Here is a 17,948-nt window from a genome sequence, read left to right on the forward strand (position 1 = left end):
TGCTCTTGAAGTGGGTGCGGCACACAGCCGCACCTGGTATCCACACTTCAGGTGCCAGCAACCGCAAGCCTCACTGGCATCGCCGGTGTCTGAAGTCATCGCAAGAGAAATTCTTATGCAGAGCATGACCAACCACTCTTACAGCCTTGGCGAACTGGACAAGGAAGCCCGCATGGGCGGGCAAGGCGGAGAAACCTCGGCGCGCGAAGTTCGCGTCATAGACATCAGCGACTTCGAGCAGCGCAAGCAGGAGATTACCGAGCAGATCTGGAGCGCTTCGGTGGAAATTGGCTTCTTCCAGGTTTCCGGCCACGGCATAGCCCAGGCCGATATCGACGCCGCATTCGGCAGGGCCGAACAGCTATTCGCCCTGCCGCCCGAAACCAAGGCGCAATGGCCACTATCGCGCAATGCAGGCTGGGAGCACAAGGCGCAGATCCGCCCCTCCACGCGCACTCCCGACCAGAAAGAGTCCTATCAGGTCACACGCCCACGCATGCAGGGCCTGTGGCCCAGCGAGCAGGAGCTGCCCGGCTTCCAGCAGGCCACGCTGGCCTTTGAGCACCAATGCTGGCTGGTGGGTATGCAGCTGCTGTCCTGCTTTGCCTACAAGCTGGGCTTTGACGAGGAGTTCTTCACCCGCGCACATGACCCCGCCGTGCCCAGTTACCAGAGCACGCTGCGCATGCTGCATTACTTTGCCGTGGACCCTGCACTCAAGGACGAAATCGGCCTGTGGCGTGCAGGCGCACATACGGACTTCGACTGCCTGACGCTGTTGTTCCAGCGCGCCGGCCAGGGTGGGCTGCAGGTGCTGCCCGGCAAGGAGGCCGATGCCCAGCAATGGACGCCCGTGAAGCCCGTGGATGGCGTCATCACCTGCAATATCGGCGACATGCTGATGCGCTGGAGCGACGACCAGTTGCCCAGCAACTTCCACCGCGTGCGCAACCCGCAGCCTCATGAGTACCAGGGAGCCCGCTACAGCCTGGCCTTCTTCTGCCAGGCCAATGAAGATGCGGTGATCGAAGGGCCGGCGAAAAAATATCCTCCTATTACAGGGGCGGAATATTTGCGTCAGCGCATCAGCGCCAATTTCTCGAACAGGTACTGACACCCTCTGAGCAGCCCTGCCGTTTCACCCAAGGGGGACTACACCTTCGGGACGGAGCGGCCCTTCCTTGGTGTCCCCGGCTTGACAGTGCGCCAGTTTCCGGCCCCCGTCTTTGGCGCAGTGTGATGTGGTCTGAATTGAAACGACAAGGCCCCGGAACCCGGGGCCTTGTCGGCAATCAGCGTCGGAACGGAACGGAACGGAACGGAACGGAACGGAACGGATCAGCGCAGCGACTCGATGAGATCGATGTACTGCTGCTTGGCCTCATCAGGTGTCGTGCCTTCCAGCTTGGCCCAGGCATCCCACTTGGCGCGGGCCACCATGTCGGTGAAGCTGGGCTTCTTGGCTTCGTTGTCACCCTCGGTCGCCTGCTTGTACAAGGCATAGATCTTGAGCAAGGTGGCGTTATCGGGACGCTCGCCAAGCGAGGTGGAATTCTTGACGGTCTCTTCAAACCGGGCGTTCAGATCGGACATGAAAGGTCTCCTGGGCTTTAATAATCGAGGCCAGTGTAGCCAAAAATCAGTCAAATTAGAACGACCGTTCTTTTTATTTCACAAAGTACCGCAACGCCGGCAAGCGAGCAGCCCTTTGTGGCACGCCCTCCCTCAGATCCGCCTCTTCGTGATTCGCCTCGCGGCAGCAGCAACGTGCTGCCTTCAGAACATCATGCGCAGACCCGCATCAAAGCCCAATGCGCTGCGTGGCTGCATGCCGGGGCTGTTGCTGTAAGCCGGTTGCGGCATGATGACCGGGCTGCTGACGGCCAGCGGTGTCACACCCATCACCGCAGGATTGTTGTGTCCATTGCTCACGCTGATACGCGACACCGTGGTGTAGAGCGCCGTGCGTTTGGAGAGGTTATGCACATAACCCAAGGCCAGCTTGTTCACCGATGCGTCGCCGGCTCCCTGCCCATTCTTGAATTGCACCCTGGCCACCGACGCCCTGAACTGATGCAGCCCGACAGGGATTTGCACACCCGCCAGAAGCCCGTCATAGCGGTCTGTGGCCCGCACATCGCTGCGCGCGTTGCGCACCTGCGACCATTCACCCAACACGCGGACCGGACCGAAGTTGTACGAACCTCCCAGGTTCAGGGACTTGATGGTTTCCTTGCGGCCGTTGAAAGTGCCCAGCATGCTTTCGCCATAGCCCAGAGCAATATCGGTGGGGCCACTGGCCCAGCCAATGCGTCCACCGGCATAGCGGCCGCGCCTGGCATCATTCTCCGGAAAGGCATACATCAGTTGACCATAAATTCCGCCCAGTCCTGTCGGCAGGTGGTAGCCGATGGAGTTGTTGGCGCGAAGATAATTGTCGGTGCCTGCCGACAAACCGTTTCCCAGCAAGCGTTCGGGCAGCGTGCCGCTGGTCTGCGTACTCAGCGCACGGTTGATGGCCAGGTTGCTGCTGACCACCGCCAGCAAATTGACGCCCACGCCGTTGACGGAATAGGGATCAAAGGCCCAGTCATTCAGAAACGACGGCGTGTGATCACGCCCAAGGCGCAGCTCGCCCCAATTGCCCGCCAGGCTGACGGTGGAGCGTCGTCCAAAGTTCAATGCGCCGCCGCCCGTGTCGTTGGTCACAGGCGCTTCCAGCCACATGCTGGCAGACATTCCAGCTCCCAGATCTTCAACGGCACGAACACCCAGACGGCTGGCCAGATTGCCCGATGGTGACAGCGCCCAGATACCTTGGCTGGCCGTGCGACCGGAGCCGTCCCAGGAATTGCTGCGCACCATGTAGCGGCTGACGCCTGCATCCATGACACCGAACAGCGTCACGGATGACTGAGCGCTGGCCAGACTGCTTGCGGACAGGGCAAAAAAACTCCAGATATAGCGTGAAATACGTGGCATGTCATGTCTCCTTTTCGTTATGAGTTCGTGGTCTTGATCCGCGAAATCACTCTAGAAAAGGAAGGCTGCAGCTCTTGTGCAGTTGATGCCATTCATTGCTTATTTGGTGCCATCTGCCCAAGGTGAAATCCCTAGGAATGTCGCCCCGCCGCATGGCCAATGTCAGACAGAAAAAAGCCGGCACCTTGGAAAAGGAGCCGGCACAGATCTTCGCAATGGCTTTACGCGCTCAACATTTGCACCCTGGAGCTCATGGCACGAGTACCGTGGCCCCCACGGTCTTGCGCGCTTCCAATGCGCGATGGGCTTGTGCCGCCTCGGCCAAGGCAAACTCCTGCTGCGGCTCACTCAGGATGCGCCCTGCCAGCACGTGCTCGAACAGCTCTGTAGCCATCTCCAGCATATGTGAGCGGGGCTGGATGTAATGCATCATTGCCGGCCTGGTCATCCAGATCGAGCCTTTGGCAGCCAGCAGCGATGAGTCCACCACCACGGAGCCGGAAGAGGTTCCGTTGCTGACCAGCGAGCCACGCGGCTGCAGGCAATCGAGCGAGTCCATCAGTGTGTCCTTGCCTACCAAGTCATAAACCACGGGAACGCCCTTGCCTGCCGTGATTTCCTTCACTCGCTCGACGATGTTTTCACGAGACGTCACGATGGTGTGCGCGCATCCGTTCGCCCTGGCCAGCTCGGCCTTCTCATCCGTGCTGACCGTACCAATCATGTTGACTCCCATGGCGCGGGCCCACTGACAGGCAATCAGGCCTACGCCTCCGGCAGCTGCGTGGTAGAGAATGGTTTCACCGCCCTGCAGCGGATAGACCTGACGGAACAGATACTGGGCCGTCATACCTTTCATCATGAGTGTGGCTGCAGTACGGTCTGAAATTCCGTCGGGCAAGGGAATCAGCACTTCTGCAGGCATCACACGCGCCTGTGCATAAGCGCCTTGCGGACCGATCAGATAGCCAACGCGGTCACCCGCCCGGATATCCGTCACACCCGCTCCGACGGCCTCGACCACACCTACGGCATCCGAGCCCAGCCCGTTGGGCAAGGCCAACGGATAGCGTCCAGAGCGGAAGTACACATCGATGAAGTTGAGTGCGATATAGCTATGTCGCACACGCGCCTGGCCCGGGCCGGGATCTCCCACGGCAACGTTTTCCAGTCGCAGAACTTCTGGACCACCAGTCTCGTAAAAGCGAATGGCCTGAGTCATGAAATGCTCCTGTATCAATTGTTCACAGCAAAGTGCAGCAAGCGCTGCAAAGCAAAAGTCCGGGCATCCTCCGTCGCAGGCATGTCCGGACCGATAGGCGAGCCGATTCAGTTCAGCTTGATGCCGAAATTCCTGACGATCTCACCGTTGCGCTGATACTCGGCCTGCAGATCGGTAGACAGCTGCTCCAGAGTGCGCTCCTGTTTGATGGGCTCGAAGCCGGTGGACAGATAACGCGCCTGCACCGCCTGGCTGGCATTGACCTTCTGCAGCGTGGCATTGATCTTTTCCAGCAACGGCTGCGGCGTCTTTGCCGAAGCAAAGACGCCCGCCCAGTTGCTGAAATCAAGCTCCGGATAACCGATCTCGGCCATCGTCGGCACATTGGGAAAATCGGACAAGCGGCTCTTGTAAGCAACGGCCAGCAGCTTGACCTTGCCGCCGGGGACCAGCGGTTTGGTGGTCACGGAGCCGTCGAACATCAGCGGAATCTGATTGCCCATGATTTGTGCCAGTGCCGGTGCAGAGCCAGGAAACGGCACATGCTGCATGTCCAGGCCGGCCTTCTGATTCAGGATCGCCCCTGCGTACTGCGATGCCGTCCCCTGGCTGTAGGAGGCAAAGGACAGCTGACCCGGGTGGGCCTTGATATAGGCAATGGCCTCCTTGGCATCCTTGGCCGGGAACTGAGGCGAAGCAATGAAGACCATGACGGAGCGTGCCATCTGCGAAACGGGTCTGACATCCTTCATGGCATCAAAGCCCCCCTTGAGCACATGCGGAACCTCGGTAAGGATATTGGTCACCGTCACCAGCAGGGTATTGCCGTCTGAGGGCTGGGACAGCATGTATTTCACCGCCATGGCACCACCGGCACCGGGGCGGTTTTCCACAATCACAGGCTGTTTGAGCTCATGCGCCAGCTGATCGCTGATGATGCGTGCAAACACATCGATAGTGCCGCCGGGCGGGGCAGGAACAATGAGCTTGACGGGCTTGTCGGTGAAAGCGAGGGCGCTGCCAGTTGGCAAAGCTGCAGCCAGAGCAAAGGACAGCAGGACTGGAATGCGTTGCATCGTGCGCTCCTTTGACCTCAGGCGACTTTGCGCAGAAAACCCTGCTGAGCACCGTTGCGATTCGGAGCAAAGCCGTTCCTTGCCAGGCTCTCCTCCACGGTGTCGTAGAACACGCCGATCTGGCAGATCTCGCGCGCCTGGGCAGGAGTGGCGATAGGGCGGCTGCATTCCTTGGCAATGCGCACCAGTTGCTCGATCTGCTCCACCGTGCCCATTTTTCGGGTCCGGGTCTGATTCCACAGATTGTCTTCGGTGCCGCAACGCACATGCAGGCCCATGGCAATGCCCATGAGATTGATGGGCAGCACGTTCAGCACCGAGGCCTCTACCGTGAGCACCGCACCGTCGGGCACGGCGCGCACAAAATTGGCCAGGCTGTAGACGCTGGGCTGGTCCATGCCGCCGCCGATGGCCACCCAGTTCAGCACCAGCGGACCTTTGTAGATGCCGCGACGCATCAGCCGCTCCACCGACTCGAAGCTGTTGATGTTGTAGCACTGGAAGGCGCTCTGAATGCCGGCCGCACTCAGGCGGCGTATATGCTCTTCGGCCCAGCCCGGCTGTGCAGGCACGGTCATTTCCTTGTAGGCATTGAACACCGCTGGGTCCTCCATCGAAGTGCCCTCGATATCCCGCGCATCGAACTGCTCCAGAATGTTCATCTGCGAGGTATTGATGGTCACCGTCACCTGGTCGGGCTTGGGGTCCAGCTCGGCCAGCATGTGGCGGGTATCGTCAGACAGCCATTTGGCGGCCGCGCCATCGGTTTCGGGTGCAAAGCTGATCGACCCACCCACCTGGATGATCATGTCCGGGACGCGGGCACGCACGCCGGCAATCAGCTCGTTGAACTTGGAAAGCCGCTTGCTGCCGCGACCGTCGAGTTCACGCACATGCAAGTGCAGCACCTGGGCGCCGGCGTTGTAGCAGTCCACCGCTTTTTGAATCTGCTCCTCCATCGTGACGGGAATTTCGCCGGGGAAGTCCTCCGGCAGCCACGAAGGCGCATAAGGAGCTGCAGTGATGATGAGAGGCTGCTGGTTTTCGGCAACCAGGTGACCGTCGAGGAAATTCATGATGGTGTCTCCGTTGTTATATGAATGCCATGCCCGCGCTCGGAGCCTTGCGTGCAACTGTGCTTGCACCGCACCGCTCGGTCAGTTCAGCGCCTTGCCACGGGCGTCTTCCGATGCTCAGAAAGTCGGTGTGCCGATGATTCCGGCGCGCTCCATCTTTCGATGGCTGGGCGGGTAGTCCATCACCGCGTAATGCTGTGTCGCGCGGTTGTCCCAGATGGCGATGCTGTCGGGCTCCCAGCGCCAGCGGACCTGGTACTCGGGGATTGCGGCCTGGCTGATCAAGAACTGCAGCAGACTGGATGAGCCCTGGGTGAAGTCCTGGCCCACACGCACATTGGCGGGCGTGTGGAAGTTCGTGAAATGAGTGGTGAAGCCGCTGACAAACAGCACTTTTTCACCGGTTTCCGGATGTGTACGAACCACCGGGTGCTCGGCATCCGGAAACTGCGCCTTGAGGGCCAGACGCTTCTGCGCAGGCATGGCTGCGCCAAAGGTGCACTCAATGCTGTGACGTGCCCGCAGCGGGGCTATCACGTCCTTGATATGCGATGGAAGCATCTCGTAAGCCAGCGCCATATTGGCCCACATGGTGTCGCCGCCAACCGGCGGACACTCGACGCAGCGCAGTACGCAGCCCATGGGCGGCACCTCGCGCCAGGTGGCATCGCAATGCCAGGAGTTTTCATACCGGTCCAGCGGCTTGTCCGGCGTCTTGTAGATCTGCACCAGGCCGGGATGCTCTGGGTCGCTGCCGACCACCGGGTGATCTTCCAGCTCGCCAAAACGCCTGGCAAAACCGACATGCTCGGCGCGACTGATCCTCTGGCGACGCAAGAACAGCACCTTGTGCTTGAGCAAGGCCGCCTTGATCTCTGCGAAAAGCCCATCATCGCGCAGCGCATCCGCCAGTTGCACATCGACCAACTCCGCGCCTATGGCACAGGTCAGAGGGTTTATCTGCATGACTGTCTCCTACACTTTTTTGAACCCAGGCTTATTGCTAGTCTCTGCCGCCCGGTAAGTCCACTGTAGAAAACCTGTGTCACATAGGTTGTGCATTTCATGCCGCACGCTATGCATCTCATGCCAGAATTTCTCCGACTTTTTGCGTGGAGCAGTCATGGTCACTTTTGTGCGCGCGGCATCTCTGACGAATTTTTCGGAACTATTCAGCGAACTGGGAGGAGACCCTGATGCGGCATTGCGCCGTGCCGGCCTGCGCCCAGCCGTGGTGCGCGAGCAGGATCAGCTGATCGATGCGTTGACGGCCGGACGCCTGCTGGAAGAAGCTGCAAGCATCACGGGTTGCGAAAACTTCGGGCTGCGCATGGCGCAATCACGGCAGGTCTCAAACTTCGGTGTCGTCAGCCTTTTGTTGCTGCACCAGCCCACCTTGCGCAAAGTGCTGAGCACACTCATCGAGCATGTGCACATGCTCAATGAGTCGCTGGTGATTCATATGGACGACGCCAATGGCGTCGTGGTGCTGCGCGAAGAGTTCACCCTGCCGGATGCATTGCCGCAATCCATGGAACTGGCAATCGGCGTGCTGTTTCGCACCTGCAACCTGCTGCTGCAGGAGCAATGGCGCCCGCTGCGCGTCTGTTTCAGCCACCCCGCGCCCGGCGACACCGGCCTGCACAAGCAGATGTTTCGTTGCCGCGTGGAGTTTGATGCGGACTTCAACGGCATTGTGTTTCGCACCGAGGACCTGGATGCCCCCAACCCCTTGGCCGACCCGGTTCTGGTGCGCTATGCCAAGACTATGGTGGACACCACGCAGCAGGGCCGTCAGGCCTCCGTCGGCCAGCAGGTGCGCAAGGCCATCTATCTCATGCTGCCCTCGGGCAATGCCACCTGCATCTGCGTGGCCCAGGGCCTGGGGCGCAGCGTACGAACCCTGCAGCGCGAGCTGGACGGTGAAGGCCTGAGCTTTACCGACCTGCTGCAGGAAGTTCGCTCGGAGCTTGCCCAGCGCTATGTGCGCAACCCTGACTACCCTGTGGGCCAAATCGCCTCCATGCTGGGCTACAACAGCCACAGTGCTTTCACACGCTGGTTCAGCACGCACTTTGGCTGCCCGCCCGAGGTCTGGCGTGAAAGAAATCCTCCACCCAGCCCGCAACGGCGGGCCCAAGCCTTCAGGCGCGCGTAGGCTGGTCCAGCCAGCGCTGGGCCAGCTTGACCCAGAAAGTCGCGCCCAGCGGAATCAGCGCATCGTTGAAGTCGTAGCTGGGGTTGTGCAAGGTGCAGGGACCTCCGCCATGCCCCAGGGCGCGGTGATCACCGTCGCCGTTGGCGATAAAGCAGTAGGCACCGGGCTTTTCCAGCAGCATGAAGGCAAAGTCCTCGGCCCCCATGGATGGCTCTTGCGGCACCACACCGGCATCGCCCAGAATCTCGCGCATCACGGCCTGCGCAAACTCGGCCTCGGGGGCAGTGTTGATGGTGGGCGGGTAGTTGCGCACGAACTCGAACGTGCATTGCGTGCCATGCGCGGCACAGACGGCCTCGCTGATCTGCTGCATGCGCTGCTCGATGAGGTCCAGTACCTCAAGCGTGAAGGTACGCACCGTGCCCTGCAGCTCCACGCTGTCCGGCACGACGTTGGTAGCCTCGCCGGCATGGACCATGGTGACCGACACCACGCCCGCCTCAATGGGCTTGACGTTACGGCTGACGATGGTCTGGAAAGCCATGATGAGCTGAGCCGCCACGGGTACCGGGTCCACCACCATATGCGGCATGGCCGCGTGGCCGCCCTTGCCGCGTACCACGATCTTGAATTCGTTGCTGGATGCCATGGCGGGCCCTGCCCCCACGGCCATGGTGCCGGCCTTCATGCCCGGCCAGTTGTGCATGCCAAACACGGCCTGCATGGGGAACTGCTCGAACAGCCCGTCGTTGACCATCTCGCGAGCGCCGCCACCGCCTTCCTCGGCTGGCTGGAAGATGGTGTAGACCGTGCCCTCGAAGCTGTCGCGGTGTGCGGCCAGATATTGCGCCGCCGCCAGCAGCATGGCCGTGTGGCCGTCGTGACCGCAGGCATGCATCTTGCCCGCATGGCGGCTGGCATGGTCAAAGGTGTTGAACTCCTGCATGGGCAGGGCATCCATATCGGCACGCAGGCCGATGGCACGGCCGCTGCTGCCGCCGTCGCGGCCATGGATGATGCCCACCACACCGGTCTTGCCCAGACCGCGATGGATCGCTATGCCCCATTGCTCCAGCTTCGCCGCAACCAGATCCGAGGTCCGTATTTCCTCAAAACACAGCTCGGGGTGGGCGTGGATATCGCGACGCAACGCGGCAATGTCAGGGGCGCTTGCTTGAAGTTCGGGCAGCAGGGCCATGCGCTCTCTCCTTGGGGTCATCAATGGCAAAGATGCCATGATGGCCCAAAGCGAGAGAGCTTGCGCCCTGCACGCCTCAAAGCCTCACACGCGGACCTTGCCGTCGCCTGTGAGCATGGACAGCTCGACAAAACGCGGCTTGCCGGCCTGTGGGCGGAAGGCGATCGGAAAACCCGCCACCTGCTGACCATTCATGGCCTCCAGCGCCGCCACCAGGCCATCGCGCTGCAACCGGCCAGCGGCAGCGGCGGATTTCAGCGCCTCGCCCGCGACACGGGCAGCCAGATAGCCCTCCATGCTCGAGTAATCGGGCTGCAGCGACGCACCGCTTTTCTGCAAGGCGGCCTGAAACTCGCGTGCCAGCGGATGCGAGGTCTTGAACGGCGATGGCACGACCTGGGTGACCACCACCCCCTCGGCCTCCTTGCCCAGTGCCTGCGCCAGTGCCGAAGTGCCCACGAACGAGACGTTGTAGAACTGCCCGCCATAGCCGGCCTGGCGTGCTGCTCGCACAAAGGCGGCACTGGCTGCATAGGTGCCGACCTGCACGATCACATCGGCCCCCAACGGCACCAGGGTCTTGACGGCCTTGGCCACATCCCGGGAATTGCGCTCCACCGTGGCGGCGCCCACGGGCTTGAGGCCGTGACTTTGCAGCGCCTGTGTCACTCCCTCAAGACCAGACTGACCATAGGCATCGTTCTGGTGAAACACCGCGATCTTCTGCAATCCCAGCGAGACCAGCTGCCTGACCATGAGCGCGGTTTCATCGGCATAGGAGGCACGCAGATTGAAGACCGTCTGGGCGAGCTTGGTTTCGCGCAGGCCCGCCGCCCCCGTCATCGGCGCAATCAGTGGCAGCCTGGCTTTCTGCAGCAAAGGCAACGCCGCCATGCTGGTGGGCGTTCCCAGATAGCCGAACAAGGCCATCACGTCGTCGGCAATGAACTTCTGGGTATTGGACACGCAGCGTTCAGGCTCGTAGCCGTCGTCCAGCGTACGCAGCTCCACCTGGCGGCGACCGATGCCGCCCTGGGCGTTGAGCTGATCGAAATACAGCTTGGCGCCCTGCGCGAACTGCGTCCCCAGCTGTGCCGAGGGGCCGCTCAGCGCGCAGGATTGCCCGAGCACGATGGGCCCGCCCGCATCCTGTGCATAACCGGCGCCGGTCAAGCCTCCGGCCGCCGCCGCAGCAGCTGCTGCATTCATGAATTGACGACGACTCCACTCCACTCGCTTGTCTTGCATTGCTCTCGATCTCTCTCTTCGGGCTACTCATTGCTACGGGCTGGATCGGCCCGTTTCTGGGGTCTTGCACCTCAGGCTTTTTGGCATGGATGCGCGCCGCATAATAGGCCCACAAAACGGTCTTCAGCCGCAATTCGGTCCAGATTTTTCGAGCCCACGACATGCCTCATATCGTTCAAGTACGCGGCGCCTGCCCGCATGACTGTCCGGACACCTGCGCCCTGGTCACCACGGTGGTCGACGGCACGGCCACCAAGGTCCAAGGCAATGCAGACCATGGACACACGGGCGGCGTGCTTTGTGCCAAGGTCAGCAAGTACACGGAGCGCACCTACCACGCCGGGCGGGTGCTGCAGCCGCTCAAACGCAGCGGCCCCAAGGGCAGCGGCCAGTTCACTCCCGTGAGCTGGGACGAAGCCCTGAGCGATATTGCCCAGCGCCTGCACGGGATTGCCCGGCGCGCGCCCGAAGCCATACTGCCCTACAGCTATGCCGGCACCATGGGTCTGGTGCAGGCCGAAAGCATGGACCGGCGCTTTTTCCACCAGCTGGGCTCCAGCCTGCTGGATCGCACCATCTGTGCCAGCGCCGGCAGCGAAGCACTGACCGCCACCTATGGCGGAAAACTGGGCATGCGCGTGGAGTTCTTTGCCGAAAGCCAGCTGATCCTGATCTGGGGCAGCAACAGCATTGCCAGCAATCTGCATTTCTGGCGCTATGCGCAGGAAGCCAAGCGCCAGGGCGCCAAGCTGATCTGCATAGACCCGCGCAAGAGCGAGACCGCCGACAAATGCCACGAGCATCTGCAGCTTCTGCCGGGCACCGATGCGGCATTGGCATTGGCGCTGATGCACGAGCTGATCGTGCACGACTGGCTGGACCACAACTACATCGCGCAACACACCCTGGGCTGGGAGGCACTCAGGGCCAGAGCCTTGCAGTGGCCGCCCGAGCGCGCCGCCAGTGTCTGCGGCCTGAGCGTGGAACAGATTCAGTCCTTGGCACGCGATTACGGCACGACCAGGCCTGCGGCCATTCGCCTCAATTACGGCATGCAGCGCGCACGCGGCGGCGGTAATGCCGTACGTGCCGTCGCCTGCCTCCCGGCCCTCGTCGGCGCCTGGCGTCACCGCGCGGGAGGACTGCTGCTGTCCGCCTCCGGCGTCTCACCGTTCAACCGCACGGTGCTCCAGCTTCCACAGCTGCTGGGCGAGCGTCGCCCACGCACACTGAACATGAGCCAGATTGGCGATGTGCTGCTGCATGAGGGTGGCGCCGGCTTCGGCCCCAAGGTGGAAGCCGTCCTGGTCTACAACAGCAACCCCGTCGCCGTGGCGCCCGAGTCAGCCAAGGTGGCAGCAGGCTTTTCCCGCGAAGACCTGTTCACCGTGGTTCTCGAGCATTTCATGACCGACACCGCGGACCATGCCGACTATGTGCTGCCCGCCACCACGCAGCTAGAGCATTGGGACATCCACGGCAGCTACGGTCATACCGACGTACTGCTGAATCGCCCGGCGATCGCCCCCCAGGGCCAGGCACGCAGCAATGCGCAGATCTTTCGCGATCTGGCCATGCATATGGCCAGGCTGGACCCCGCTTTTGCGGCAGCATGTTTTTCGGAATCCGACGAAGCTCTTTGCCGTGCAGCGGTTGCACATACTGCGATTGATTTCGAAGACCTTCTGCAGCAGGGCTTTGCCCATATTCCGCTGCCCGATGCGCCATTTGCCGAAGGTGGCTTTGCGACGGCTTCGGGCAAATGCGAATTCGACAACCCCGCCCTGGCGCGGCTGGGCGTCAACACCCTGCCCGACTATCTGCCCAACTACGAACCGCCCACGGCCGCCTACCCGCTGGCCATGATCTCGCCGCCGGCACGCAACTTCCTCAACAGCAGCTTTGCCAATGTGGCCAGTCTGTCCCGTATGGAAGAGCGCCCGCTGCTGGAGATGCATCCCGATGACGCGACTGAGCGCGGCATTGCCGACGGCGACCCGTTGCGTGTCTTCAACCGGCGCGGCGAGCATGTCTGCCATGCCGCCATCAACGGCCGTGCTCGCGCAGGCGTGGTGGTGGGCCTGGGCATCTGGTGGCGCAAGCAGGGAGCCAATGGCACGAATGTGAACGAGCTGACGCATCAGCAGCTCACCGACATAGGCCGGGCCCCGTGCTTCTACGACTGTGCAGTGCAGGTGGAAAAGTTCAAGGACTTGTCGCTGTAAAACAGTTGCATGGTGGTTGACCATGAGCAGGGCCCCGGCGCGAGGAACCATAATGCAGGCATTCAATGAATATGCGGCCGGGGTCTGAGCCTGTCAGAGCACACAGGTACAGCGCAGAGCCGCCCTGCTCTCGCGACATCATCTGTGAAGAAATCTCTCCCCTGGCAACGCCGCCTCGCACCGACCCGACTTGACCTGCGCCGCCTGATTCTGGTCCTGACCATCTGCAGCGCGCTGATCCCGTTTCTCAATACCTTCTACGCCGGCTATCTGGTGCAGCGCCAGCAGCTGATAGACAACACGCTGGAAGGTCACCACGCCTACGCGACCAAGCTGGCCAAGAGCACGGATGACTTTCTGCAGTCAGCCCTGCAACAACTGGAATACAGCGCCAGCCTGATGGGGGCGCACATGGATGACGTGGGCTATCTGGCCAAAGAGGCCACGCGTCTGCGCCTTCAGACCAAGAGCTTCAACTCCGTCACCATCATCGACCCCACGGGCTATGTGCTGGCGACATCGCCAGAAACTCTGCAGATCAAGGGCAAGACGCTGCAAAGTGCCGGGGTGACACAGACCTTGAGCACCCGGGGCCCTGTCATCAGCCAGCCCTATATGTCCACTGCCGGAAACTACATCGTATTTGTCTCGCAGCCCATTTTCGGTCCTCAGGGCGAATTTCTGGGGGCGGTGGGCGGCAGCATCTACCTCAAGGAAGACAGCATTCTCGACACCCTGCTGGGCTCGCACTTCTACCAGGACGGCACCTATGTCTATGTGGTGGACAGAAACAAGCACATCATTTATCACCCCGACAACCACCGTGTGGGCGATCAGGTGATCAACAACGATGTCATCAACGCGGTCATCCGGGGCGAGTCAGGCACGGCACCTGTCGTCAACAGCAAGGGCGTGGAAATGCTGGCCGGCTATGCCGTGATCCACGCCTCGGGCTGGGGCATCGTGGCCCAGCGCCCCAAGGCGGCCACGCTGGCCCCGCTCAACAAGATGATGCGCTCTGTGCTCTACAAGACCCTGCCCATCGCCCTGCTGATGCTGGTGGTCATCTGGTGGAGCGCACGCCGCATTTCCAGCCCGCTGCGCCAGCTGGCCAACGGCGCGCACGATATGGACAAGCCCGAAACCGCGCAGAACATTCAGGCCGTCAAGTCATGGTACTTCGAGTCCTATGAACTCAAGAAAGCCATGCTCAAGGGCCTGAACCTGCTGCAACGCAACATCACCAAGCTGCGCGAAGACGTGAACACCGATCCGCTGACGGGTCTGGGCAACCGCCGCCACCTGGAAGCCGCCATCGCCGCCTTCCAGACGCAGGCACTGCCGTTCTCGGTGATTGCCATCGACATCGATCACTTCAAGCGCATCAACGACGGCTTCGGCCACGATACGGGCGACGAGGTACTCAGGCAGCTCGCGCGCACCATGCGCGAGGTTTCTCGTATGGACGACGTGCCTTGCCGTGTGGGTGGCGAGGAGTTTCTGCTGCTGCTGCCCGGCACGGCGCCGGAGGCGGCCGCCCATGCCGCCGAGCGACTGCGTCAACTGGTCGAGAAGATGGAGATGCCACCGGTGGGCCACATCACCATCTCGCTGGGCGTGGCCCACTGGCCCGACAGCGCTCCCGATATCAAGGCCGTCTTCCAGCAGGCCGATGCCATGCTTTATGCAGCCAAGCGTGGCGGACGCAATCGCGTCATGGTCAGCGAAGCCAGCGTGCCTCCCGGCGAACTCTGAGCCCGGCAGCACTGTAGATCCCCCTCAAAGGCGTATCCGCTGTCACTGCGGATACGCCTTTTTTTCGCCTCATTGTGTGACTCCACTGCACCAATTTGGCCATTGATGCTTCAAATTAGTGAGCATGCACCACAAGCGTCGAAAGGGCAGGACACCAACCGTTCTGAATTGCATAACAAGCCACTGATTTCATTGAACTAATGCTTTGCGGTTCATCCCTGGCATAGCTCTTGCTGAAAACCCTTGCCCCGCACCCCCGGATGGACAGCGGAATACACAACAGCAAAGGAATTTCAGATGCCAGAGCCAAGCAAGCATGTCAGCCGCAGACAACTGCTCTCGATGATCGGAAAGGTCGCGGGCGGCAGTGCCATGTACCAGGCCATGAGTTCACTGGGTTACGCCGCCGAATCGCATTACAACGGTCCGGTCAAGCTCGGCAACGCCAAGCCGGGCGCATCGGTTCTGGTGCTGGGCGCAGGCCTGGCAGGCATGGTGGCCGCCCATGAGCTGCGCGCTGCCGGCTACAAGGTGCAGTTGCTTGAATACCAGGGCCGCGCCGGAGGCCGCTGCTGGACGCTGCGCGGCGGCGACGAGTTCAGCGAACTGGACGGCACGCGCCAGACAGTGGGCTTTGCCAAGGGCAACTACTTCAACCCCGGCCCCTGGCGTGTGCCCTACCACCACCATGCGATGCTGGACTACTACAAGCGCTTCGGCATCAAGCTCGAAGCCTTCAACCAGGTCAACTACAACGCCTATCTGCACAACAGCAAGGCCTTGGCCGGCAAACCCCAGCGCTTTCGCCATGTGCAGACCGATGTCTATGGCCATGTGGCCGAGCTGCTCGCCAAGGCCACCAACCAGGGTGCCCTGGACCAGAGCGTCAGCCTGGAAGACAAGCAGCGCCTGCTGGAGAGCCTGAAGGCCTGGGGGGTGCTGGACAAGGAGTACCGCTACCGCGCCAGCAACGCGGTCAGCGATTTCCGCGGCTACGACATCGACCCCGGCGGCGGCCTGATGGCGCTGGCCAAACCTTCGACGCCCATGGGCCTGCACGAGCTGCTGGAATCGAATCTGTGGCGCCAGATGGGCGTGGGCAATATCTACGAGTTCCACAGCGCCATCTTCCAGCCCGAGGGCGGCATGGACATGCTGGCCCAGGCCATGGCGCGCGATCTGGGCTCGGCCATCCGCTACAACGCCAAGGTCACCAGGATCGCTCAGAATGACAAGGGCGTGACCGTCGACTATGTGGACACCCTCAAGCCCGGTGCCACGCTGCAGGCCCGTGCCGACTGGTGCGTTTGCACGATTCCGCTGTCCATCCTGAGCCAGATAGAAGTGCAGGCCGGCAGCGCCATGCAGAACGCGATTGCTGCCGTGCCCTATGGCAGCTCCATGAAGGTGGGCCTGGAGTTCAAGCGCCGCTTCTGGGAAGAGGACGAGCGCATCTATGGCGGCATCAGCTACACCGATCTGCCGATCCAGCAGATCTCCTACCCCTCCACCGGCTACATGGGCCGCGGCCCCGCCGTGCTGCTGGGCGCCTATTCCTTCGAGAACTCCAACAGCTATCGCTTCTCCTCGCTCAAACCGGCCGAGCGCGTTCGCCTGGCGCTGGAGTACGGCGCGCAGATCCATCCGCAATACAAGCAGGAGTTCCTCAACGGCGTATCGGTCGCATGGCATCGCATGCCCTGGATCAACGGCTGCTTCGGCAACTGGACCGATGCAATGCGCGAGCAGCACTACAAGGACCTGGCCCAGGTCGACGGGCGCCTGGTGCTGGCGGGCGAGCATGTCTCGTACATCCCCGCCTGGCAGGAAGGTGCCGTGCTGTCCTCGCTGGATGCAATCCAGCGTCTGCACGCCAAGGCATCCAGCCTCTGATCGTCCATGTCTGCCACAAGGAACTTCACCATGCACACATTGCACCGTCTTTGCGCCGCTGGCGCCCTGGCCCTGGGTCTATCCGGCGCCGTCCTGGCCCAATCACAGGGCGTGAAAACCCAGGATGTGAAAAACCTGCAAACGCTGCAGTCTGCGGCTGTCCTGTCCATCTCGCCCGCCGACACCCAGGCGTTGATGCAGAACTTCTCGGCAGTCCGCCCACGCTTCAGCCAGAGCGGCGGAGAAACCCTGTACCAAGCCATCTGCCAGGGCTGCCACATGGTCAAGGGCGAAGGCGCCAAGGGTGCGGGCTTCTACCCTGCGCTGGCCGCCAACCCCAAGCTGGCAGCCGCAGCCTACCCAGCCTCGGTCGTCATGAACGGCCTGCACGGCATGCCGTCCTTTGCCAGCAAGCTGTCCGATGAGCAGATTGCAGACGTCGTGAACTATGTGCGCAGCAACTTCGGCAATCAGTACCCGGACAAACTGTCTGCCACCGATGTCAAACCCTTTCGCGTCACCCCATAAATCCATTCAGGAGATCACATGAACGTTCCATCCATCTTCAAGACCGCCACCACCGCAGCCCTGCTGGGCACGGCAGTCCTGCTCACCGGCTGCGCAGCCACCACCTCCGGAAGCGGCGATGTGCTGCGCTACAAGACACCGGGCTCGACTTTCCCCATCGCCGCCGCCGTGGAAATCCCCACCGATGCCCGCACCGTCTACCTCTCCGGCAAAGTGCCGCCCGTGGTGGACAAATCCAGGCCCGCCACTGATCCTGCGGCCTACGGTGGCGATACCGAGGGTCAGACCGTCGCCATCCTCAAGGGCCTGGAAGAGCAGCTCAAGAGCATAAATCTCACAATGAGCGATGTGGTGAAAATGCAGGTCTTCCTGGTGGCCGACCCCGCCAAGGGCAACAAGATGGACTTTGCCGGCTTCATGCGTGGCTACACCCAGTTCTTTGGCACGGCCGCCCAGCCCAACCTGCCTGCACGCTCGGCCTTCCAGATTGCAGCCCTGGCCAACCCGGCCTGGTATGTGGAAATCGAGGTCGTGGCCGTGCGCGCCGCCAAGCCCGTCAAGTAAGTAGCGCGCCGGCCTTGCATTCA

Annotated in this window: 15 protein-coding genes; 7 read left to right on the top strand and 8 right to left on the bottom strand. The window is 61.7% G+C overall.

The genetic code is table 11. From position 1 onward, the window contains the following. The first annotated feature begins 115 nt into the window (after positions 1-115). Positions 116-1,114, top strand: coding sequence for an isopenicillin N synthase family dioxygenase (locus DJFAAGMI_RS11535; protein ID WP_211457247.1), 999 nt, complete (start codon positions 116-118; stop codon positions 1,112-1,114). Between the two features lie 224 nt (positions 1,115-1,338). On the opposite strand, the gene DJFAAGMI_RS11540 is transcribed toward DJFAAGMI_RS11535, so the two are convergent. From DJFAAGMI_RS11540 to DJFAAGMI_RS11565, 6 genes are all read right to left on the bottom strand, one after another. Continuing rightward, the gene (locus DJFAAGMI_RS11540; protein WP_003050754.1) at positions 1,339-1,593 is read right to left on the bottom strand and encodes an acyl-CoA-binding protein; all 255 of its coding nucleotides are present in this window, start codon (positions 1,591-1,593) and stop codon (positions 1,339-1,341) included. Between the two features lie 183 nt (positions 1,594-1,776). Next, the gene (locus tag DJFAAGMI_RS11545) at positions 1,777-2,982 is read right to left on the bottom strand and encodes a porin (protein ID WP_211457248.1); all 1,206 of its coding nucleotides are present in this window, start codon (positions 2,980-2,982) and stop codon (positions 1,777-1,779) included. A 250-nt stretch (positions 2,983-3,232) separates the two neighbouring features. Continuing rightward, on the bottom strand, positions 3,233-4,204 hold the full coding sequence (locus DJFAAGMI_RS11550; protein WP_211457249.1) for a quinone oxidoreductase family protein: 972 nt from the start codon (positions 4,202-4,204) through the stop codon (positions 3,233-3,235). Between the two features lie 107 nt (positions 4,205-4,311). Next, positions 4,312-5,280: a Bug family tripartite tricarboxylate transporter substrate binding protein gene (locus DJFAAGMI_RS11555; protein WP_211457250.1), complete on the bottom strand. Its 969-nt coding sequence runs from the start codon at positions 5,278-5,280 to the stop codon at positions 4,312-4,314. A gap of 17 nt (positions 5,281-5,297) precedes the next feature. Continuing rightward, positions 5,298-6,356, bottom strand: coding sequence for a beta-keto acid cleavage family enzyme (locus DJFAAGMI_RS11560; protein ID WP_012840017.1), 1,059 nt, complete (start codon positions 6,354-6,356; stop codon positions 5,298-5,300). 117 nt (positions 6,357-6,473) lie between these two features. Further along, positions 6,474-7,322 carry a TauD/TfdA dioxygenase family protein gene (locus tag DJFAAGMI_RS11565; RefSeq protein ID WP_211457251.1) on the bottom strand — a complete coding sequence of 283 codons (849 nt, stop codon included), beginning with the start codon at positions 7,320-7,322 and terminating at the stop codon, positions 6,474-6,476. Positions 7,323-7,479: 157 nt separating this feature from the next. On the opposite strand from DJFAAGMI_RS11565, the gene DJFAAGMI_RS11570 reads away from it, so the two are divergent. Next, on the top strand, positions 7,480-8,514 hold the full coding sequence (locus DJFAAGMI_RS11570) for an AraC family transcriptional regulator (protein WP_211457252.1): 1,035 nt from the start codon (positions 7,480-7,482) through the stop codon (positions 8,512-8,514). Here DJFAAGMI_RS11570 and DJFAAGMI_RS11575 read toward each other — a convergent pair. Together DJFAAGMI_RS11575 and DJFAAGMI_RS11580 are read right to left on the bottom strand one after the other, a co-directional pair. Continuing rightward, positions 8,501-9,712 (bottom strand): M20 aminoacylase family protein, encoded by a 1,212-nt coding sequence (locus DJFAAGMI_RS11575; RefSeq protein WP_211457253.1) that lies wholly within the window; start codon positions 9,710-9,712, stop codon positions 8,501-8,503. The two genes, DJFAAGMI_RS11570 and DJFAAGMI_RS11575, sit on opposite strands and share 14 nt — an antisense overlap. 84 nt (positions 9,713-9,796) lie before the next feature. Beyond that, positions 9,797-10,960 carry an ABC transporter substrate-binding protein gene (locus DJFAAGMI_RS11580; RefSeq protein WP_211457254.1) on the bottom strand — a complete coding sequence of 388 codons (1,164 nt, stop codon included), beginning with the start codon at positions 10,958-10,960 and terminating at the stop codon, positions 9,797-9,799. A 161-nt stretch (positions 10,961-11,121) separates the two neighbouring features. On the opposite strand from DJFAAGMI_RS11580, the gene DJFAAGMI_RS11585 reads away from it, so the two are divergent. From DJFAAGMI_RS11585 to DJFAAGMI_RS11605, 5 genes are all read left to right on the top strand, one after another. Continuing rightward, positions 11,122-13,185, top strand: coding sequence for a molybdopterin-containing oxidoreductase family protein (locus tag DJFAAGMI_RS11585; protein ID WP_211457255.1), 2,064 nt, complete (start codon positions 11,122-11,124; stop codon positions 13,183-13,185). Positions 13,186-13,329: 144 nt separating this feature from the next. After that, on the top strand, positions 13,330-14,940 hold the full coding sequence (locus tag DJFAAGMI_RS11590) for a sensor domain-containing diguanylate cyclase (protein WP_211457256.1): 1,611 nt from the start codon (positions 13,330-13,332) through the stop codon (positions 14,938-14,940). A gap of 297 nt (positions 14,941-15,237) precedes the next feature. Continuing rightward, a complete protein-coding gene (locus tag DJFAAGMI_RS11595) occupies positions 15,238-16,833 on the top strand; it encodes a flavin monoamine oxidase family protein (RefSeq protein WP_211457257.1) in 1,596 nt (531 codons plus the stop codon). A gap of 30 nt (positions 16,834-16,863) precedes the next feature. Next, on the top strand, positions 16,864-17,361 hold the full coding sequence (locus DJFAAGMI_RS11600) for a c-type cytochrome (RefSeq protein WP_211457258.1): 498 nt from the start codon (positions 16,864-16,866) through the stop codon (positions 17,359-17,361). 18 nt (positions 17,362-17,379) lie between these two features. Beyond that, positions 17,380-17,925, top strand: coding sequence for a RidA family protein (locus DJFAAGMI_RS11605; RefSeq protein WP_211457259.1), 546 nt, complete (start codon positions 17,380-17,382; stop codon positions 17,923-17,925). Positions 17,926-17,948 lie beyond the last annotated feature (23 nt).

Source organism: Comamonas brasiliensis, assembly GCF_018292285.1.
Classification (GTDB): Bacteria; Pseudomonadota; Gammaproteobacteria; order Burkholderiales; family Burkholderiaceae_C; genus Comamonas; species Comamonas brasiliensis.